Source organism: Balneola vulgaris DSM 17893, from assembly GCF_000375465.1.
Lineage (GTDB): Bacteria > Bacteroidota > Rhodothermia > Balneolales > Balneolaceae > Balneola > Balneola vulgaris.
The window spans coordinates 45,815-64,893 of record NZ_AQXH01000001.1 but is presented as its reverse complement, the minus strand read 5'-3'; the positions used below and the strand labels follow the sequence as shown (position 1 = coordinate 64,893).

20 protein-coding genes are annotated in these 19,079 nt (G+C 39.0%); 10 read left to right on the top strand and 10 right to left on the bottom strand.

Annotated features, from left to right (window positions below):
* Position 1: 1 nt before the first annotated feature.
* From B155_RS0100315 to B155_RS0100305, 3 genes are all read right to left on the bottom strand, one after another.
* Positions 2 to 217 carry a hypothetical protein gene (locus B155_RS0100315; protein ID WP_018126229.1) on the bottom strand — a complete coding sequence of 72 codons (216 nt, stop codon included), beginning with the start codon at positions 215 to 217 and terminating at the stop codon, positions 2 to 4.
* Positions 218 to 286: 69 nt separating this feature from the next.
* Positions 287 to 1,510, bottom strand: coding sequence for an ABC transporter permease (locus tag B155_RS0100310; RefSeq protein ID WP_018126228.1), 1,224 nt, complete (start codon positions 1,508 to 1,510; stop codon positions 287 to 289).
* Positions 1,510 to 2,736 (bottom strand): ABC transporter permease, encoded by a 1,227-nt coding sequence (locus tag B155_RS0100305; RefSeq protein WP_157464687.1) that lies wholly within the window; start codon positions 2,734 to 2,736, stop codon positions 1,510 to 1,512. Before B155_RS0100305 ends, B155_RS0100310 begins: the two co-directional genes overlap by 1 nt.
* Positions 2,737 to 2,828: 92 nt before the next feature.
* On the opposite strand from B155_RS0100305, the gene bshB1 reads away from it, so the two are divergent.
* Positions 2,829 to 3,557, top strand: a complete 729-nt coding sequence (bshB1, locus tag B155_RS0100300) for a bacillithiol biosynthesis deacetylase BshB1 (protein ID WP_018126226.1) — start codon at positions 2,829 to 2,831, stop codon at positions 3,555 to 3,557.
* Here bshB1 and B155_RS0100295 read toward each other — a convergent pair whose 3' ends face one another.
* Positions 3,558 to 4,373: an inositol monophosphatase family protein gene (locus tag B155_RS0100295; protein ID WP_018126225.1), complete on the bottom strand. Its 816-nt coding sequence runs from the start codon at positions 4,371 to 4,373 to the stop codon at positions 3,558 to 3,560.
* A gap of 102 nt (positions 4,374 to 4,475) precedes the next feature.
* Between B155_RS0100295 and rpiB the strand changes: the two genes are divergently transcribed.
* From rpiB to B155_RS0100275, 4 genes are all read left to right on the top strand, one after another.
* A complete protein-coding gene (gene rpiB / locus B155_RS0100290; protein WP_018126224.1) occupies positions 4,476 to 4,916 on the top strand; it encodes a ribose 5-phosphate isomerase B in 441 nt (146 codons plus the stop codon).
* A gap of 9 nt (positions 4,917 to 4,925) precedes the next feature.
* Positions 4,926 to 6,224, top strand: coding sequence for a serine hydroxymethyltransferase (gene glyA / locus B155_RS0100285; protein WP_018126223.1), 1,299 nt, complete (start codon positions 4,926 to 4,928; stop codon positions 6,222 to 6,224).
* Positions 6,225 to 6,237: 13 nt separating this feature from the next.
* Positions 6,238 to 7,077 (top strand): twin-arginine translocase subunit TatC, encoded by an 840-nt coding sequence (gene tatC / locus B155_RS0100280; protein ID WP_240386227.1) that lies wholly within the window; start codon positions 6,238 to 6,240, stop codon positions 7,075 to 7,077.
* Between the two features lie 102 nt (positions 7,078 to 7,179).
* Positions 7,180 to 7,698, top strand: coding sequence for an FKBP-type peptidyl-prolyl cis-trans isomerase (locus B155_RS0100275; RefSeq protein WP_018126221.1), 519 nt, complete (start codon positions 7,180 to 7,182; stop codon positions 7,696 to 7,698).
* Positions 7,699 to 7,703: 5 nt separating this feature from the next.
* Here B155_RS0100275 and alr read toward each other — a convergent pair whose 3' ends face one another.
* Together alr and B155_RS0100265 are read right to left on the bottom strand one after the other, a co-directional pair.
* Positions 7,704 to 8,765 carry an alanine racemase gene (alr, locus tag B155_RS0100270; protein ID WP_018126220.1) on the bottom strand — a complete coding sequence of 354 codons (1,062 nt, stop codon included), beginning with the start codon at positions 8,763 to 8,765 and terminating at the stop codon, positions 7,704 to 7,706.
* A 27-nt stretch (positions 8,766 to 8,792) separates the two neighbouring features.
* Positions 8,793 to 10,388, bottom strand: coding sequence for a phytoene desaturase family protein (locus B155_RS0100265; RefSeq protein WP_018126219.1), 1,596 nt, complete (start codon positions 10,386 to 10,388; stop codon positions 8,793 to 8,795).
* Between the two features lie 98 nt (positions 10,389 to 10,486).
* Here B155_RS0100265 and B155_RS0100260 point away from each other — a divergent pair, with 98 nt between their 5' ends.
* Positions 10,487 to 11,332: an MBL fold metallo-hydrolase gene (locus B155_RS0100260; protein ID WP_018126218.1), complete on the top strand. Its 846-nt coding sequence runs from the start codon at positions 10,487 to 10,489 to the stop codon at positions 11,330 to 11,332.
* Positions 11,333 to 11,458: 126 nt separating this feature from the next.
* On the opposite strand, the gene B155_RS0100255 is transcribed toward B155_RS0100260, so the two are convergent.
* Positions 11,459 to 14,206 carry an alpha/beta hydrolase family protein gene (locus tag B155_RS0100255; protein ID WP_018126217.1) on the bottom strand — a complete coding sequence of 916 codons (2,748 nt, stop codon included), beginning with the start codon at positions 14,204 to 14,206 and terminating at the stop codon, positions 11,459 to 11,461.
* Between the two features lie 86 nt (positions 14,207 to 14,292).
* On the opposite strand from B155_RS0100255, the gene B155_RS0100250 reads away from it, so the two are divergent.
* Positions 14,293 to 14,835 carry a hypothetical protein gene (locus B155_RS0100250; RefSeq protein ID WP_018126216.1) on the top strand — a complete coding sequence of 181 codons (543 nt, stop codon included), beginning with the start codon at positions 14,293 to 14,295 and terminating at the stop codon, positions 14,833 to 14,835.
* A gap of 30 nt (positions 14,836 to 14,865) precedes the next feature.
* Entirely contained in the window at positions 14,866 to 15,630 is a 765-nt protein-coding gene (locus B155_RS0100245) for a hypothetical protein (protein WP_018126215.1), read from the top strand.
* Position 15,631: 1 nt separating this feature from the next.
* On the opposite strand, the gene B155_RS0100240 is transcribed toward B155_RS0100245, so the two are convergent.
* Genes B155_RS0100240 through holA form a run of 3 tightly spaced genes read right to left on the bottom strand, consistent with a single transcriptional unit; the run spans position 15,632 to position 17,645 of the window.
* A complete protein-coding gene (locus B155_RS0100240; RefSeq protein WP_018126214.1) occupies positions 15,632 to 15,877 on the bottom strand; it encodes an anti-sigma factor in 246 nt (81 codons plus the stop codon).
* Positions 15,878 to 15,923: 46 nt separating this feature from the next.
* Positions 15,924 to 16,535 (bottom strand): sigma-70 family RNA polymerase sigma factor, encoded by a 612-nt coding sequence (locus B155_RS0100235; protein ID WP_018126213.1) that lies wholly within the window; start codon positions 16,533 to 16,535, stop codon positions 15,924 to 15,926.
* Positions 16,536 to 16,586: 51 nt separating this feature from the next.
* Positions 16,587 to 17,645, bottom strand: coding sequence for a DNA polymerase III subunit delta (holA, locus tag B155_RS0100230; protein WP_018126212.1), 1,059 nt, complete (start codon positions 17,643 to 17,645; stop codon positions 16,587 to 16,589).
* 132 nt (positions 17,646 to 17,777) lie between these two features.
* Between holA and B155_RS0100225 the strand changes: the two genes are divergently transcribed.
* On the top strand, positions 17,778 to 18,083 hold the full coding sequence (locus tag B155_RS0100225; protein WP_018126211.1) for a TIGR03643 family protein: 306 nt from the start codon (positions 17,778 to 17,780) through the stop codon (positions 18,081 to 18,083).
* Positions 18,084 to 18,146: 63 nt separating this feature from the next.
* Complete coding sequence (locus B155_RS0100220) at positions 18,147 to 19,055, top strand: DPP IV N-terminal domain-containing protein (protein ID WP_018126210.1); 909 nt, start codon at positions 18,147 to 18,149, stop codon at positions 19,053 to 19,055.
* The last annotated feature ends 24 nt before the right edge of the window (positions 19,056 to 19,079 follow it).

Here is a 19,079-nt window from a genome sequence, read left to right as displayed (position 1 = left end):
GTTAGTCCTCGTTTGAGGTGAATGCTTTACCAATTAAGAAACCAACGGCTAAGCCCAGGAGTACGCTCTTAACGGGATTGGCACGTACAGTGTCTTCAGCTTGGTTGCGGATTTCTTGAATCCGCATCTGAATATCTTCATCAGCAAGCATTTCGCGGCCTCTTTCAAAAGCCACATCTAACTTGTCGTTTAGATTTCGAATGATTTCGTCGTTCATAGGTTTGCCCTTTTTTGATACTAAGATAGTAAATAGGAACCGAAGCGTAAATCATTCCTTTAAGGAAAGTTATTCGTAGCGTAAACTCTCTATTGGATCAAGCTTTGAAGCTTTAAATGCTGGGTATACACCAAAAACTAGACCAATAATTAGCATCCCAAAAAAGCTTAAGCCTACCGACCATATTGGTATTACAGGTTCAGAGTCGATTAACACAGCTACATAGTTTCCAGCTGCAATACCGGCAATCAATCCAATAACACCACCTAGCTGGCATAAGAATACAGCTTCCATTAAAAACTGATTCACAATAGCCTTACGAGTGGCTCCTACTGCTTTTCTTACTCCAATTTCCTTCGTTCGTTCCGTAACAGAAACCAGCATGATATTCATTACACCAATTCCAGCTCCTAACAAGGTTATACCACCGATAGCAAATCCAGCGAAATAAAGAATGTAGGTAAAAGCATCAAAGGTGCCACTTAAACTATCGTTGGTCACTACTTCAAAGTCATTATCATCTACTGGAGATACACCACGAATTACCCGCATGATTCCTGTAACTTCATCTATCGTCTCTTCCATCATAGTTATAGCTGGAGCACGCAATTGAATTCCAATTCCCCTATTTCCACCGTACACATTTATACCCGTGGTATAGGGAATGAGTACAAAATCATCGAACGACTGCCCCATGATTTGCCCTTTCGATTCCAAAACTCCAATCACCGTATAAGGCTGCCCATCTATACGAATGGTTTTCTGAAGCGGATATTCACTTTTGAATAACTCAGTTTGAATGTCTTTCCCGATTATAGCTACTTTGCGAGCATACTGAATGTCTTCTTCGTTGAAGTTTCTTCCATCTTCTAAGTTGTATGCATTGTTCGCTATATACTCGCTATTACCTCCACGAATGGATTTATCAGGATCTGTTTCTTCGTTGTTAAAAGATACTTTTGTGAAGCTAAAAGAGGTCACAGGACTCATGCCCTCCCCAATATTCATTCGTTCATCTAGTTCTTCAGCATCTTCAAACTTTATGTTCTTACGGTTTCTCTTACTTGCATCATCGGGACCTAATTGCACCGCTGGATTTTTCTGCACCGTTATTACATCGGTGCCAAGAATACTCATCGTGTTGGTAAAGAAGCTATCAATTACAGCAACGGCTGTAGTAGATACAATTACAGAGAATACTCCTATTACTAGAGCTAAAAGTGTAAGACTCGAACGAATTTTATTCGCCTTTAGAGAATCAGTTGCCTGTGAAAACGTTTCTTTAATATTCATTATTCAAACCTTAGTGATTCAATAGGATCCGACTTTGCTGCTCTATATGCGGGTATAAAACCAAATATGACTCCAACCAGTGAGCAAAGTATAAAGGCAAAAGCCACCACACTCACATTCATAGTTGCTGTAAAAAATTGATCAATGATGAGTGTTAGAATACCTGCAATTATCACTCCAATTACTCCTCCAGCCACACAGATAGTAACAGACTCAATTAGAAATTGACTGAGAATCTCCCATGATTTAGCTCCTACAGCTTTTCGTATCCCAATTTCTTTGGTACGTTCACGAACGGAAACAAACATGATATTCATAATTCCGATCCCTCCAATTAATAACGACAAGCCTACTAGCACAAAGCCCCCCATATACAAGCCGTTTTTGAACTGAGATAAAACTTCCTCGAAAGCTTGAGGTTTGTTGATAGCAAAATCATTGTCTTCTGCGGCATCCAGTTGGCGCACTTGGCGCATCAAACCTTCAATTTCGTATTCTCCGTCAATAAATGTTTCTTCATCGGGAAATTTCACTCCTAATCGCACATCATTTTTCAATCCAAAAAGAGTACCATATGTTTTAACCGGTATGATTACTTGGTTGTCGGCATCCCCTAAGCCTAAAAACATTCCCTGTTTTTCAAGCACTCCAATAACAGTAAACTTTCGTCCTCTAATTTTAACCTGTTTCCCTAAAGGATCTTCATTCTCTTCAAATAGCCCATCTACTAGCGATTGCCCAAGCACAATTACTTTACTAACATTTCGAACTTCTTGCTCTGTGAACATCCGCCCCCTTACAATGTTCATTCCTTGTACTAACAAATGATTTGCTGTGGCACCCACAATCCCAACCCTTTCGGCTGTTTCCCCCTTGTACTTAATATTCGTGCCTCTTTGAGCATAAGCTGAAATCTCAGAAGCTAACTTACTTCGCTCTTGTAGAAAATCACGATACGATAATTCAATTTCAGGGCGATTCATGATCTCCCACCATTCTAAATCATCATCCCAAGGCCACTTTTCGATATAAACCACGTTAGTGCCTAACATGGCCATACTTCTATCAAAAGTCTCATCCATTCCTGTAGTTACGGCATCCACAACCGTAACCATCGTAATTCCAATAATGATACAAAGAGCCGTTAAAACAGATCGTACTTTGTTGATACTCAGAGCTCGAAATGCAATTCTAAGTCCTTCGGTGAGGCTAGTAAATATTCTCATAGACATTTTGATGAAGTTCGGCGACCTTTACGGGTGTAAATTAATTACGTTGCACTCTCTTTGAAAATAATCACCACTTTAAATTTTCTACAATGAAACTAGACGTTTTAGTATTTGCTGCGCACCCCGATGACGCCGAATTAAATATTGGTGGAACTATAAGTTCGTTAAGTAGCGAAGGTAAAAAAGTAGGCGTTGTAGACCTCACACAAGGTGAAATGGGGACTAGAGGAAGTGTTGAAATTAGAGCCAAAGAAGCTGCTAAGGCATCAGAAATTCTTGGTTTGAGTTACCGAAAGAATTTAAACCTTGGAGATTCCATCCTTGAAAATACACGTACTAATCAACTTAAAGTGATTGAAGTTGTTCGAGAGACTCAACCCGAGGTTTGCCTCATCGGTGCTCCATTTGATCGCCATCCAGATCATATCAAAGCCACCAACTTGTTAATTGATAGTCTTTTTTATAGTGGGTTAAAGAACATAGAAACTTCTTCCCAATCGCCTTGGAGGCCATCTCATATACTACATTATATGCAAGATCGACCCATTGAGTATGATTTCATTTATGACATCTCTGGTTTTTGGCAACAGAAGAAAGAATCTATTCTAGCTTTTGCCACACAGTTTAACGTTCACAATGAAGGTGATGAACCAGCGACCTATATCTCTAGTGAAGATTACTTCAAGCAAGTAGAAGCGAGGGCGCGTTACTTCGGCCATTTAGGAGGTTTCGAGTATGGTGAACCCTTTAAGTATTACAACGGCCCCGTACCTCTCAATAATTTTGATGTATTTCTTGGTTCAAAAGTTAAACGATAATTAAGTATTCAGCTTATAAAAGTGAGTATCAATTTGTTGCTGTAGAAATTGAACCATAGTTTCGTTTCCACCAATAATTTGTTTACCAAACAACCAGTTATCCCCTTTGCCCCAGTCAGTTAAGCTTCCACCTGCTTCTAGTATAATGAGGGCACCTGCTGCTACATCCCATGGGCTTAATCCCAGTTCAAAAAAACCATCAAAACGGCCAGCGGCTACACAGCATAAGTCGTACGATGCAGCTCCAGGACGTCGAATACCATGCGTTGATTGCATCAAACTCTTAAACAATGACAGATACTCATCTACATAAGTGAAGCTGGTGTAAGGGAAACCAGTACCTAATAAACTCTGAGATGGATCGGTTAATTTTGAGACGTTCAATCTTTGCTCACCTAGCCAAGCCCCTCCTCCTTTTGTAGCATAGAATAATTCTCCTTTAGCTACTTCTTTTACCAAGCCTACAATTGGTTGCCCATTCTCCCACAATGCTATCGATACACAAAACACAGGAAACCCGTGTGCGAAGTTAGTAGTGCCATCAATCGGATCAATAATCCAAACGCGTCCTTTTGGCAAACTTAATTCATTTGATGTTTCTTCCGCTAAAAATGAATCATTTGGAAATTGTTTTGAGATATGAGAGATGATTGCTTTCTCAGATGCTACATCAGCATCGGTTACTAAATCATTTTTACCCTTTAATTCTATATCAAATGCTTTTGAGTTGCGATAATCTAGAATAATATTGCTAGCAATATCGGCTGCTTCCATCGCTATTTTTAGTTCATTCTTGTAGGGTAATGAATGTGGCATATTGGTATCTACTAAAAAATATAGTTGGTTTGTTTAAAAGCTTTAAACTAAGTGATTTTTTAGAGATATTTGGGTCTCTTTACTCACCTTAAATCACGATTAATGATTATCCCAATTGCGAGCGATCACGCAGGTTATTCCGCTAAAGAACAAGTAAAAGAAATTCTAGAGAATTTAGGCCAGACTCCCATCGATTTTGGTACTCATTCTGAAGACTCTGTAGACTATCCTGAATTTGCTGTACAAGTTTCCGAACGTGTTAATAATGGTGAGTATGATCAAGGCATCATTGTTTGTGGCAGTGGCCAAGGTGTTTGTATGACGGCAAATAAATACCCAAAAGTACGTGCTGGTTTAGTGTATTCAGCAAAAGTAGCTGAGATGACACGCCTTCATAATAACGCAAACATCATGTGTTTACCAGGCCGTGAATTGAGCAAAGAACAGCTTGAAGAAATTATTAAAACTTGGCTCGATACTGAATTTGAAGGTGGTCGCCATGAACGCCGAGTTAATAAAATTGAATCACTAACTACAAAGTAAGCTCCTCACATGAAATCACTGAATGAACAAGATTCAAAGATCTTTGACTTACTCGGGAAAGAAACGAATAGACAAAATTTAAACCTTGAACTTATAGCTTCTGAGAATTTCACCTCAAAAGCGGTGATGGAAGCTCAAGGCAGTGTACTCACAAATAAATACGCGGAAGGCTACCCTGGTAAAAGGTACTATGGTGGTTGTGAGTTTGTAGATGTAGTGGAAGACATCGCTCGTGATAGAGCTAAAAAATTGTATAACGCCGACTGGGTAAACGTTCAACCTCATTCTGGTGCCTCAGCCAATGCAGCTGTATATCTAGCTTTTATGAAGCCAGGTGAAACTTTGTTAGGCTTTGACCTTTCTCATGGTGGACACTTAACGCACGGTTCTCATGTAAATTTTTCAGGTATCTATTTTAAGCCTGAATTTTATGGTGTAGAAAAAGAAACGGGTCGCTTAGACTATGACAAGATTCGCGAGAAAGCGAAAGCCGTTCAGCCTAAAATGATTTCAATTGGAGCTTCCGCATATTCTCGTGATTATGATTACGAGGCATTCAGAAGCATTGCTGATGAAGTAGGTGCTTACCTTTGGATGGATATGGCGCATACAGCAGGTTTGATTGCTACCGGTCATTTAAAAAGCCCACTCCCTCATGCACACGTAGTTACAACTACTACGCATAAAACTTTGCGCGGACCTCGTGGTGGAATGATATTAATCGGTAAAGATGGCGAAAACACCTTAGGTGTTGTGGCTCCAAAGTCTGGCCGAGTGAAAAACTGGAGTGAAGTATTAGATTCTGCAGTATTCCCAGGTACTCAAGGTGGTCCACTTATGCATGTGATAGCCGCTAAAGCTGTTGCCTATGGTGAAGCACTACAACCTGATTTCAAAGACTATCAAACTCAGGTGATTGCTAATGCTAAAGCTATGGCTGATGAGTTCATGGCTATGGGTTATGACATTGTTAGTGGTGGAACCGACAATCACTTAATTCTTATTGACCTCCGTAATAAAGGTGTGACGGGTAAATTAGCAGAAGAAGCGCTCGGTCATGCAGCAATTACCGTGAATAAGAACATGGTACCGTTTGACACTGAAAGTCCATTTGTAACTTCAGGAATCAGAATTGGTTCGCCGGCTATGACAACTCGTGGTTTTGGTGAAGAAGAATTTCGTACAGTGGCAAAACTCATCGATCGTGTAATTCAAGATCCTGAGAATGAAACCGTGCATGCAAAAGTAACCCAAGAAGTTGAGGCATTGTGTGAGCAATTCCCTCTGTACGACTTCATAACGGCCTAAAAGCGGAAGTAGCTTGAGCGAACGTCAGATCATGCAGAAAAACCCTCCTAAGGCTCCCAAGCCCGAGGACCGCACCTCAACGATGAGTTTTCTAGAACACCTAGAAGAACTCCGTTGGCGCATTGTAAAAGGGTTGATAGGTGTTTTAGTTGGAGTTGTAGTTGCGTTTATATTTTCCGATTACTTCGTAAATACCATTTTATTGGGGCCTGCTAATGCCGACTTCTTCATGTATGACATCATTCGTATCGATGCTATTGATTTAACCCTTCAAAGTAGGCGTTTACCGGGGCAGTTCTTTACCTTTTGGGGGGTTCTGTTTATAGTAGGTTTGGTAATCGGCTCTCCTATTCTGTTTTATCAATTGTGGTCGTTTGTTGAACCCGCTTTTGAAGTTTCAACAAAGAAGAAAACGGTTATAACAGCCTTTTTCATCACCCTATTCTTTTTACTTGGTGTAGCATTTGGTTACCTCATTTTGGTTCCATTTGCATTGCAGTTCTTTGCTTCCTTTTCAATATCTGAAGCGGTTCGTAATGATTTCGATATTAACTCTTACTTCAGTTCATTGAGCATGTGGGTGATATCCTGTGGAATGATTTTTCAGATACCCGTTGTAAGTTATGCCTTGAGTAAAATTGGAATTCTGACCCCCGAATTTTTACGCCATTACCGCCGCCATGCACTCGTCGCATGCTTGGTGGTTGCTGCATTTTTAACTCCACCTGATCCCGTTTCTCAGATATTGATAGCTATACCACTTACAGTTTTATATGAGTTCTCAATATTTGTAAGTAAAGTTGCTCTCAAACAACGAGAAAAGGCATTAAAAGCGGCATTAAATAGCGAATGAGGATAGGTATTTTAAAGTCATTCCTTTTATCTTAGGCAGATACTAAAACTAATGTTCATTAGTTTATAGAGCATAATTTTTACTAACCAAAGCTAAAGTCATTTGAAGACGCGCATTTCATTCTTACTTCTATTTTCTCTTTCCATTTTCATTATCCAGTGTGATGACGGCAATAATGATTTCATTCGTAGAGATTACACTACCGTACCTGCTCCATTTTCTATTGAAGGAGCTACTAAAGACACTACTGAATCAGGTGTAATTTATTACGACATTCAAGAAGGTAGTGGTGAATTAGCTATTCAAACTAGAGACGATGTTTCCTTTCACTTCACAGCTTGGCAGCGAAATATTACTACCATAGATAATATTATTGGTAGTACCTATGAAGATGGAAGCACTGAGACAACGGGATTTGTTTCTATTTTCAATTTTCAAGTTGTAGATACACGCTTTACAACTATTGGGAGTAATAAATTACGCATCAATACTCCATATATGGCTGAAGGTGTAGTAGGCATGAAAGAAGGTGGTAAGAGAGTGTTAATCTTTCCTCCAGAATTCAATAACTCTGGAGACACTATCCGAGTTGACTTCGAATTAGTAGAGATTGCTTACTAAAAGACTCAGTCTTTAAAAACCCTTTTAATTCTACTATTTAAAGCAGTTGTGACTTCGTAGGGTATGGTTTCATTTAGTTGAGCCCATACCTCTGCACTTAATTCCTTGTCGTTTAGAAGTGCTACTTTATCCCCTTTATGGAAGTCATTTGTAGGTGTGAATATTCCGATGTAGTCCATAGTTATTCTTCCTACTTGAGGGTATAGTTTCCCATTTACTTTAAGCTGAATTTTCCCTCCTAAACGCCGTTGAATCCCATCACTATAACCAACAGGTACTGTTCCTATGTATCCGTCTTCTGGAGCTACCCAGCTTGCACCATAGCCAATATTATCCCCTTTTTGTACTGCACGTGTTTGAAGAATATGAGACTCCCATTCTATCACGGGGATTAGAGCATCTATTTTAGTGGAACCTGGAGCATAGCCATATAAACATACGCCAGGCCTTACAGCATCGAACTGTATCTCTAAATCTGAATAGTTAAAAATGGCTCCTGTATTAGCAGTGTGGGCCATAATATTAGATGGAAATGCCTTCCTTACTTCTGTAAATCTTGCGAGCTGACTTACAACGCCTTCGCTATCTAGTACATCCGCTGTGGCAAAATGTGTGTATATCCCCGTGCATGTCAACTGAGACGATGATTTATACTTCTCAATCGCTAATTCATATTGTGAATATGGGATTCCAAGTCGCCCCATGCCTGTATCAAAATTGATATGATACTGGGTGCCATCTACCAAAGTATCGAAATCATTTATATCCCCAACGGTCGCTATCAAATTGTGTTCTTTAAACCAACTGGCCTTTTCTAATTCTGGAAGCTCAAATACTAAAATCGGATTCTGAATACCTATTGTTCTTAGAGTGATGCCTTCCTCTACTCTAGCCACACAAAAGCCGTCCACTTTAGGTGCAAGATATTTGGCAATTCCTTCTATCCCATGGCCATAGGCATTGTCTTTTACCACAGCATAAACTTTCACACCATCTTTGAGCTGAGCTTTAACGGCATTTAGATTATGAACTAATTTAGAACAATGAATTGTGAGTATAGATCTCAATGAATTTCGTCTACTTTTGAGGTTTTACTAAAACCACGATTTTTTATGTTTTTTCAGAATTACTTGAGCAGCATTATGTCCTGCAGCACCAAAAACACCCCCACCAGGATGGCAAGATGCACAGGATAGATATAAATTTTTAATCGGGGTTTCATACTGACTCATTTCGGGAATCGGCCTAAACATAAACATCTGATCGAAGCTCATTTCTACGTGCATTACATTTCCCTTCAATAACCCATGTTTGCGTTCTATATCTAAAGGCGATTGAATGTACCAATCTATCAACTTGCCTTTCATATTTGGCGCATAATCCACCACTACATCGTAAATCTTTTGGGCTTCACGCTCACGAATATCATCCCACTGAACTCCATTCGCTAGTTCATAAGGATGCCATTGAGCCCAAACAAACATAGTATGCTTGCCATCTAAAGCTACATCTGGATCTATGGCAGAGAAGGTCATAGCAAGTGCCGCTGGCTTCTCTGGAGGCAACCCCTTTGTGTAATCTCCTATCGCATTTTTCATGTACTGAACTGAAGGTGCTAGTAGCTGAATACCATTGTGTATGTAAGGGTCTTCTGGAGCGGCAGTATAAATCGGTAATTCTTCTACTGCACACCGAATTACCATTCCAAAGCCATTTCCAACATTGATGTTTTTAACCTTCTTAAACATCGAATCTTCTAAATGTTCCCGACCTACCATTTTCATCATAGTGGTTTGAACATGGGCATTCGAAACTATGATATCCGCTTTAAATTCTTCTCCTGATTCGGTTCGAACTCCGATGGCTTTACCCTGTTCAATCATTATTTTCTCAACAGGACTATTACTTCTTACCTCGCCACCATATGCTTCAATTAGGTTCTTCATGGCTTGTGTGAGCATACCACTCCCTCCTCTTGGGTGTTTGGCTCCACTTTCATGCAACATCGATTGCCATCCAACAAAATCGCCCGTAGCTGAATGATCAGGTAGAGGACCAGACTGAGCTGCAAACCACAACAATGGCGCTTTCATATATGGGTTATCAAAAGCATCATCTACAACCTTACCATAACTTGATAGGATTTTTTGAAGGCCTGCTGTTTGTTCCCCTTTATTGAACATTGCTCCTTCTTTCATTTGTTGAAGAGCCATTTCAGCAAAAATATTTTTAGCAGAAGGTGCTGTCATAAACGCTTTTAACACTCCTTGATTTATCTTCCCCCAGAACTTTATAAAGTCTTTATAGTTCTGAACATCCTCTGGAGCTACTTTAGCAATAGATTCTAGGGTTCGTTCAACATCCTTAAAAAAGTGTATTACCCCTTTACCCGTTGGCACGGGATACGACATGATGGGGTCCATATCGATATATTCTAAGCCATATTTTTCGAGCTCTAGTTCTTCGATAATCCCTGTTTGATGAATCATGATGTGAACCGAGGAACCAACGTCCATTCGAAAACCATGTGGATTTTCAGGCGACTTGAACATAGTTTCGGTACAAACAGCGCCCCCAATAGTATCGCGGCGTTCGAGTACTAAAATCTTTTTACCTGATTTGGCTAGATAACACCCCGTAGTTAGCCCATTGTGCCCCGAACCAATAATAATTACGTCGTATTTGTTCATAGAAGAAGATAAAATGAATTGTTCAAAAGCTAAGATTTATTAAGTTGTTTTCGAATCTTTTTTAAAGTCATCTAACCGTATAACATTTAGGACCATTCATGAACATAGGTCGTTTTCAAATTGAACATTTGAGTGAAGGCATTTTTGAAAACCATAAAGATGGCACTTTCAATAAATTGGCCTATGAAGACCATATACAAAGTGAAGAAAACAAAGACTATAAGAAGGTTCGAAAAATCGGTATAGATCCTATTTTAATTAAAACGGGAAAGCATAATATATTGGTAGACACAGGCTTAGGATGGGGTTTAGATCACAACAGTGAATATACACATGCTTCAAATATTGTTACCAATCTAGATATATTTGGCCTAACTCCTGAAGACATTACGCACGTTGTTCTTACCCATCTACACTATGATCACGCCGGGGGCTCAACCTATGTTGATGCATATTTTAAAACCCAAACGACCCTCCCATTTGCTAATTACTTTGTCCAGAAAATAGAGTGGCTTTATGCTTTAGAACAGATTCAAAACAATGGCGGGAAAAACACTTCCAGGTATGAGCTGGATGAACTATATAAGTTAGAAGCAGAGTATAAACTTGTGCATTTAACAGATCACACCACTCAATTGGTACCCGGAATTGAACTCATTCATACCGGTGGGCATACACCTGGGCATCAAATTGTAAAGATTCAAGATGAAGGTGAAACAGCTTATATATTTGGGGATTTAATCCCAGATGATTCTCACATCAATCAGTATTCTACAAAGAAAGAAGATATAGATCCTTTACAGGTTGTAAAGGCTAAAACATTATTACTGCGCAAAGCCTTTGAAGAAAATGCTGTGTTACTATTTTACCATTCCATACATACTAAGGCAGGTCGTTTACTTAAAGATGTGGATCAAAAGTATGTACTTGAGGTTGTGAAATAACGGTTTTTTCAGTCTTGATTCAGGTCTTTAAGAGTATTCACTTGGGAGAATCAAGGCTTCTTGATTAAACGAGCATAAAAAAAGGCGGTTATCAATTAACCGCCTTTTCGCTTTAAGCTATCTCAATTATTTACCTTGGTAGGCTTCACCTTTTAGGATCCATTCTGGACTCCCCTCTCCTTTCAAATAATAATCGAAGTACTCTTTCATACGAATTGCGTAATCCAATTTATTCGGGAATTTCTGAAGGTGATGTGGCTCACCGTGATACTGTAGAAAAATCACATCTTTATTATATCTACGCATCGCTAGGTACATCTCGATACTTTGATACCAAGGCACCGCTCCATCCGCATCACCATGCTGAATAAGCATAGGTGTAGTGATTTTATCAGCGAAGAACACCGGTGAGTTCTCAATATATTTTTCTGGTGCTTCTACTAAACTTTGACCAATTCTACTTTGAGTTTTCTCGTATTGGAATTGACGTGCTAAACCAGAAGCCCATCTAATTCCAGAATATGCACTGGTCATATTACTCACTGGAGCTCCTGATACGGCAGCATCGAAGATATCGGTTTGAGTAACGATAAAAGCAGTTTGATACCCACTCCATGAATGCCCATGAAGCCCTAATTTATCTTCATCAGCAATTCCCATTTCAATTAACTTCTGAACACCCGGCACTAAACTCTTAGTAGCTGCGAATCCGGGCCTACCAATTTCAAAACGAATATCTGGTAAAAACACCACATAGTCATCGCTCACATACTGAGCAAATACAGGACGGTGATTTGTTTTGGGTTCATTGAAATCGTGTAATCGATTAGAATAGAAGCGATAGTAGTAAGTCATAATTGGGTATCGCTTTTTCGGATCGTAGTTATCCGGCTTGATGATAATACCCTGCATGTAGGTTCCATCAAGACTGAGCCAATCAACCAATTCCGCCGTACCCCAATTCCACTTCTGCTTTAAGTCCATGTGCAGCTGAGAAACTTGTTTAGTACGCTTAAAACTTTTGTCGTTCGCTACCCATAAGTTCGGAAATTCATCGTACGCTTCGCGTTTATAGAGAATTTTATTACTGTCTTCAGCTTTTGCAACAAGAGTGAATTTTTTATCCTCTTCCAGAATCTGTTTTACACCTGAACCATTGATTTTAGTGCTATAGAAACCAAAGTTTTTCTTTAAATCATGGTAAGCCGTTAAAAGTATTTCTTCACCATTTTTGAAGTAATCTTTATCCTCAAGATTGGTTACTCTGAAAATACGTTTCTCGGTTCTACCCTCACCATTGGTGATATTGGTTGCTTTCCCGCTGCTTAGATTGAAGTGCCATACATCATATTTATCGTTGATGAGTACGCTATTCCCTTTATCAACCCAACCCGCAACTCCATATCCGGGGACATCCGATGGATAATCATGGTCTTCATTGTAGAAAGGGGTATCAATTGATGCTGTTAATGATTTCGTTTCTTTGCTTTGAGTATCATATACATGCCAATTGGAATCATCATAGTAAACTACATAAGCATCATTTGGCGACTGATAGGTGAAACCACCCAATTTTTCAACAAAGCGAGTTCTTTTACCATTATTTAGATCAACTATATACCAATCATTATATGATCCATCCCAAGTAACCTCAATCAGATATGGGTCACTGTTATAACCTAGTACAGTTTCTGATGAATGATCTATTCTAATTTCAGGCATGCGTACATCAGCAAGTTGAACCCAGTTATTTTGATCTAAATGATAAACTGATGTATAAAGGTGGTTTTTCCTGCTATTCCACGTTACGATTTCATGCGTTTTAATACGAGGGTCGTCTCCATGCCATAGATCCATTTCCCTATCATCAACGATATCTTCAACACTGTAGATATCAATATCTTCTTCACTATCATCACTTTCTTTCTTACCAACGTCGGCCATAGCTCTACCTTGTAAGCCAAAGAAAAGACGTTTTCCATCATGTGTGAACCGTAGTGAATTAACTGAAGTAAGCGCATAGTCAGGGTCAACATCTGTAGAAAGTACTAAGCTTTTGGCAGAAGAGTTATTGGCTTCCCAGAGTTTTAATTCCGCATCAGAAACTTCATAATCTTCATTAAAAGGAGCCTTCGTATAAGCCATTCTTGCTCGTTTATTATCCCAAGTGATATTGGAGTAATAAGTATTTTCAGAAGCATCCACGCTCATTGAGTTTTCATTCTTAAGATTGTAAACAAACAGCCCATTTTGTTCACCCGATGTATCCACCGTTGCATAGGCAAAGTGTGTTGAAAGGCTATCAAAACTCATCGATGACACAAATGGGAGCTCTGTCTCCGATCCACTTTCTAAATTGATAAGCTTAACCGGCGTACCCAATTTTTTATTTTTATGCTTTAACTCTTCTATTTCCTTAGTAGCATAATGTTTGATGGCCACCCATTTCCCGTCATTTGATAAGCTATATGAAGCCACTCTATCTACTTCAGATGTATTTCCTGAAGATAGATTTAGGTACATAAGGCCACGCTTTGGTTGGTTTTTTTTGGCTTTGATTTGTTCAACTAGTGGTACATTTTTATAGGCGAACACCCACTTTTCGTTTGAAGTGATTCTAGCTGAACTCCCTAAATCCAGTTCATATTCAGTAGAATTTGAGGTGTGTTGAATCACCACTTTTCCATCACCACGATCAGGCCACACATCATATGCGATCCAATTACCATTGCTAGAAAATTGTGGACTTCGAATGTCCTCAAATTTCATTACATCCTCGAATGTTAATACGCCCTGAGCGGACAGTAATGGTGTAAACATCACCATCCAGAGTATTAAACCCGTTATAGATTTAGCTAAGTACTTTATTTTCATCGATTCCCTTTAGATTAAAATTCATTATGAAATAACAGATTAAACTTCTTTTATTCAATGTGTTTGATCAAATATAAATTGGGAGCATGGAAGAAGTAGCGAATCTGTTATACTCAAACATCTATTTACAAGCTTTAGCTGTTTTAACTCCGATAATAAGCTTTGTACTTTGGATCTACTCGAAAGCCAAAAACAAAACGCATGCCGATGGACTGGTTATAGAATCCAAGGATGAGTTTCTATGGTTTCAAAAAGAAGTGATTGCTAAGAAACGAACTTTGCTTTCAGCCCTAGCCCACTCGCTAAATTTTGATCTTCTTGAAGCGAGTCATTTCAGAAAACCATCACCGTCCTTCCCACTTCTTATGCATTCCGATTGGCTACCCACAAAGCCTATCTCTTTAGACAAAATTGATATAGAAACCATAGAATATCAATCCCCAAAAGTCTTTCCACCAAATTCATTATTACCGCTAAAAGATAAAGAAACCACCTATCCTACTTTTCATGATGCCATCTATGAACTAATGAAACCACGCATCTTTAAAAGTAATCCGCAATATCGAATAATGGGATTTCAACCTAATTCAGATAGATATACCATACAAATCTCAAGGGAAGCCGATTAGTATTTTTCGAAAATCGATTTTGGGAAGCCGATGGAATATGAGCTGGCTAAATCTGTAATCTCTAATAAAGAACGATTTAAAAATCATTTCACCATCAAAGATTACGTGAAATGGTCCTCTAATAACTACAGAAAAAAAGCTGTCAAGGCATTGGCAAAAACTCCACATTCCTTTCATGATATTGTTGTATTAGGGGGTATTTCTACCTTAACTCTGATATATAATGAGGAAGAAAACGACTTCAGGTTTTTAATGCATGAACGGAGTACTAAACAGGGTTATGCTTCGGGAATAAAGCATGTAATCCCTGCTGGAGAGTATCAGCCCTTAAATAAAAGTGATCGATTTGAAATGGATTTACCTCTTTGGCATAATATCATGAGAGAAATGGCTGAGGAATTAGCGAATAAGCCGGAGTATGAAGAAAAGGAAGGAAAGCGAATTGATTATCAAAGCACCGAACCATTTAAAAGCTATTCAAATGCTCCCACCAATGGTGATCTAAAAATTTACTTTGCAGGATTTGGCTTAGACCCACTCAGTTTACAAGGTGAGATTTTGACAATCATGGTCGTCCGCGAACATACATTTCATACATTATTCGGGAAAGAGCCTTTAGAAAAAAACGAGGAAGGCTTTTTAATATCCTCAGATGGTAAATGGGGGCTGCCTTTTACAGAAAAGGAAGTTACAAATATGCAGAATATGGCCGTGCTGGCTGCAGGCCATACCTTATTGAGTGTAGCTATACAACAAAAGCCATTCCTGCTATCGGAAATGGCTTCTTCAAAATAACTTAATTTGTCTCTGCTGCGATTCGTTCTTTTAAACGATCTTCAAAACCTTCTTGGGCTTTGTACTGCTTCAGTAAACTCATCAACTTTTTTCCTTCTTTCGCTGAGAATGCTAGTTCACGCAAATCATCGTCGTGAACCAACACCTCTTCGAAAGTGTCTCTCTCGACCAGATCAAGCTGTTCGTCTACGTAGTCAGAAATATAATTTTCAATTACCGGATGGTATTCTTTTTCTAAAAATTTCATAAAGGGTAATGCTAGTGTGTGTCTTCATTACCCTTTTAGTCTGCTTTTAGAAAGAAGTTCCCAAATCCACGTAACTTTCTATCATGTGTTGAATTTGTGCACGGCCACGGTTAATTCTTGACTTCACCGTACCCATTGGAATATCCGTTACTTCAGAAATTTCTTCGTAAGTCATTTCTTGTAAGTCACGTAACATCACTACTTCTCTAAAGTCTTCTGGCAATGCCATTAGTGCTTTTTCAAGCTGCTCTAGGCTTAATTTCTCGTGTAATTCTTGGTCGGGTAGGATGTTAGTATCCTCGATATGCATTTCATAATCCTCAGAATCGTTAGGATCTTTATGAATAGATACTTTGTGCATTTTTTGCTTCTTCTTGTACAAGCTCTTCGCCAAGTTTAATGCGATGGTGTACATCCAAGTTGAGAACTTAGCGATTCTCTCATAAGAAGATTTACTTTTATGAACTCTTAAGAAAGTTTCTTGCACTAAATCTTCACAATCTTGGTGGTTGTGAGTATAACGATATAGGAAATTGTGCAATCTATCTTTGTAACGGAATACAAGCTCGTTAAATGCGATTTCTTCTCCATTCTGGAAGTATTCCATTAAATCTTCATCGCTATAATTTTTTACGGCTGTAGTATTAAACGAGTCCATTATCAATCCACTAAATTTTATTTCTGTTCTTGTTAAAACAGCGAGTCGGTATTAACCGATAATTCGCTTCACAAGGAGAAATAAAATCGAGGTGGAGTCGAGTGTGGTAAAACCTTTAATAGAGCGGTCAGCATCTAAAAGGGCTTCGAAAACACGAGGCATATCGCTGTAGCGAAAATTCGAAGCATCATCCCAAAGTTTGTTGAAGTACCAGGCACTAGCAATACCCAGTTCGCTTTGAATCTGATTCTTAGCGAAACCTTTTTCGGCGAGTCTTCGAATTTGCCAAATGTTTGTAAACACACTGTTAAAGAACCCCACGAGTCGAATAATTTCTCCCGTGTCTGTTTTAGTGTGTTGCAACATTTGTTCCGAGATATAAAGTGCTTTGCCAAGATCTCGCTTAATTAGGGCTTCTTTGAGCTCAATCGCCGTATATTCGCGATATGAGCCGATTATTTTTTTTACATCGGACTCTGAGACCCTTACAGAAGTGTCTACAAAAGTACACACTTTGTCTATTTCGGTAGACAAAAGCTGTAAATTGTTCCCAACAAATTGGGATAATAATTGAGCTGCTCCGGGCTCAATTGCTTTATTATGATGAGACTTCCCCCAAGCTATTACCCAATCAGGAATCAAATAATCCGATAAAGCTTCGAATTGATGATATCCTACATTTTCACTTTTCGAGAGCGCTTTACCAAGATTGGTATTCCCAGCAGGCTTTCCTGTATCAAATAATACCAGTAAACAAGTGGGGTTGGGATTCTCTATATAGTGAATAAAATCTTGAATTGAGCCTTCCCCTCCTGCACCCTTTCCTATTTGAAGAAAGTTTCTGATTACAAGAACTCGGCGTTCAGCCATCATAGGATAGCTTCGTGCAATACTCAGAGCTTTGGCAGGGGTTACATCTTGCCCATATAATAGGTCAAAATTAAAGTCTTTCTCATGCGGGGGTAAAACGGCAGAAAACTTATCTAATAGCTGATCAAGGTAGAATTCCTCTTCTCCATAAAGATAATAGATTGGCTTTAGCTGGCGTGATTCTACCTGCTTAACCAACTCTAAATATAAATCTGTGCTATTTTTTTTCTTTGCCGCCATGGAAGATTGAAGGTACAAAAAGTGAAACCCAGTTCTCCACTTCAATTCAAAAAATTATGCATTAAATAGAATCTTAAGTGTGAATGAACGCTTGAACTTTGAAAAGCTTTCTATCAGGCAAAATGAGAGAATATGAGCGACCACATTACAGAGAAATATCAACTCGACGATCACCAAGTAGATCGTATAATCGGAATGGCTTGGGAAGACCGAACTCCATTTGATGCTATAGAGTATCAGTTTGGACTATCTGAACAAGAAGTAATCTCACTTATGCGCTCCAACTTGAAGCATAAAAGTTGGGAGAGATGGCGAAAGAGAGTTTCTGGGCGTGCCACAAAGCACCGAAAATTAAGAAGCGATTTAGTGAAAAGATTTAAATCAGCCGCTCAAAATCCCACCACAAATAATCGTATTGCTAAGAAAAAATATACCTAGCAGAATTAGGATGATTAGATAAAACTGAGTTAATTCATTGGTTCATATATATTAATAGACACTATGAAAAACTTAGTACTTGTTCTTATCGTGCTTTTAATAGCGTGCTCGAAATCACCCAAACCCATCAGCGAACCTTCCGGGAAGATGCTAATCACTACCAACCGCGATGGCAATTATGAATTATATAGCATGCAGGCTGACGGTTCAAACCCAATGAATTTAACCCAATCTGAAAGTTTAGAATTTGGTGGGAGTTGGCATCCAGATGGAAATTCCCTTGTTACCTACTCAGATCGAGATGGGAATAACGAAATTTATCACATTGATATTTCAACGGGTTCTGCAATACGACTTACTGATCACGAATCTAGTGATGTACTGCCTACTTTCTCGCCCGACGGTAACCAAATTCTCTTCATGAGTGAACGCAATGGAAGTAGCAGAGATCTATTTATCATGAATGCCGATGGAACGAATAAAAGAGCTTTAACTAACAATGAGCTTTATGAAGAAAGTCCTGCTTGGAGCCCTGATGGATCAAAAATAGCATTTACTCGACTCATCAAAGAACAAGTAGACACTACTCTGGTTAGTAATGGGGAGATTTTTATAATGAATGCTGATGGCAGCAAGGTTCAGCGGCTTACCCAAAAAACTGGCTATGATTCAGGAGCTGCATTTTCTCCAGATGGAAGCCAGATTGCCTTCTATGGTATGGCGAATGAATCTTTCGACCTATTTATAATGGATGCTGATGGTTCGAACCTCTACAACCTAACCAATGATTCATTAGAAGCTTATTCACCAAGTTGGTCACCTAATGGTGAATGGATTGCCTATACAGGTGGCAATAGAGAGAATTACGATATATATCTTATTCACGTAGACACCGGTGAACGTCGCCGAATTACGACTACTGAAGGACGAGATGAAAACGCAAAATGGTATCATAAAAAAACCTCTGACTAAACGAATAATCAGAGGTTTTAAATT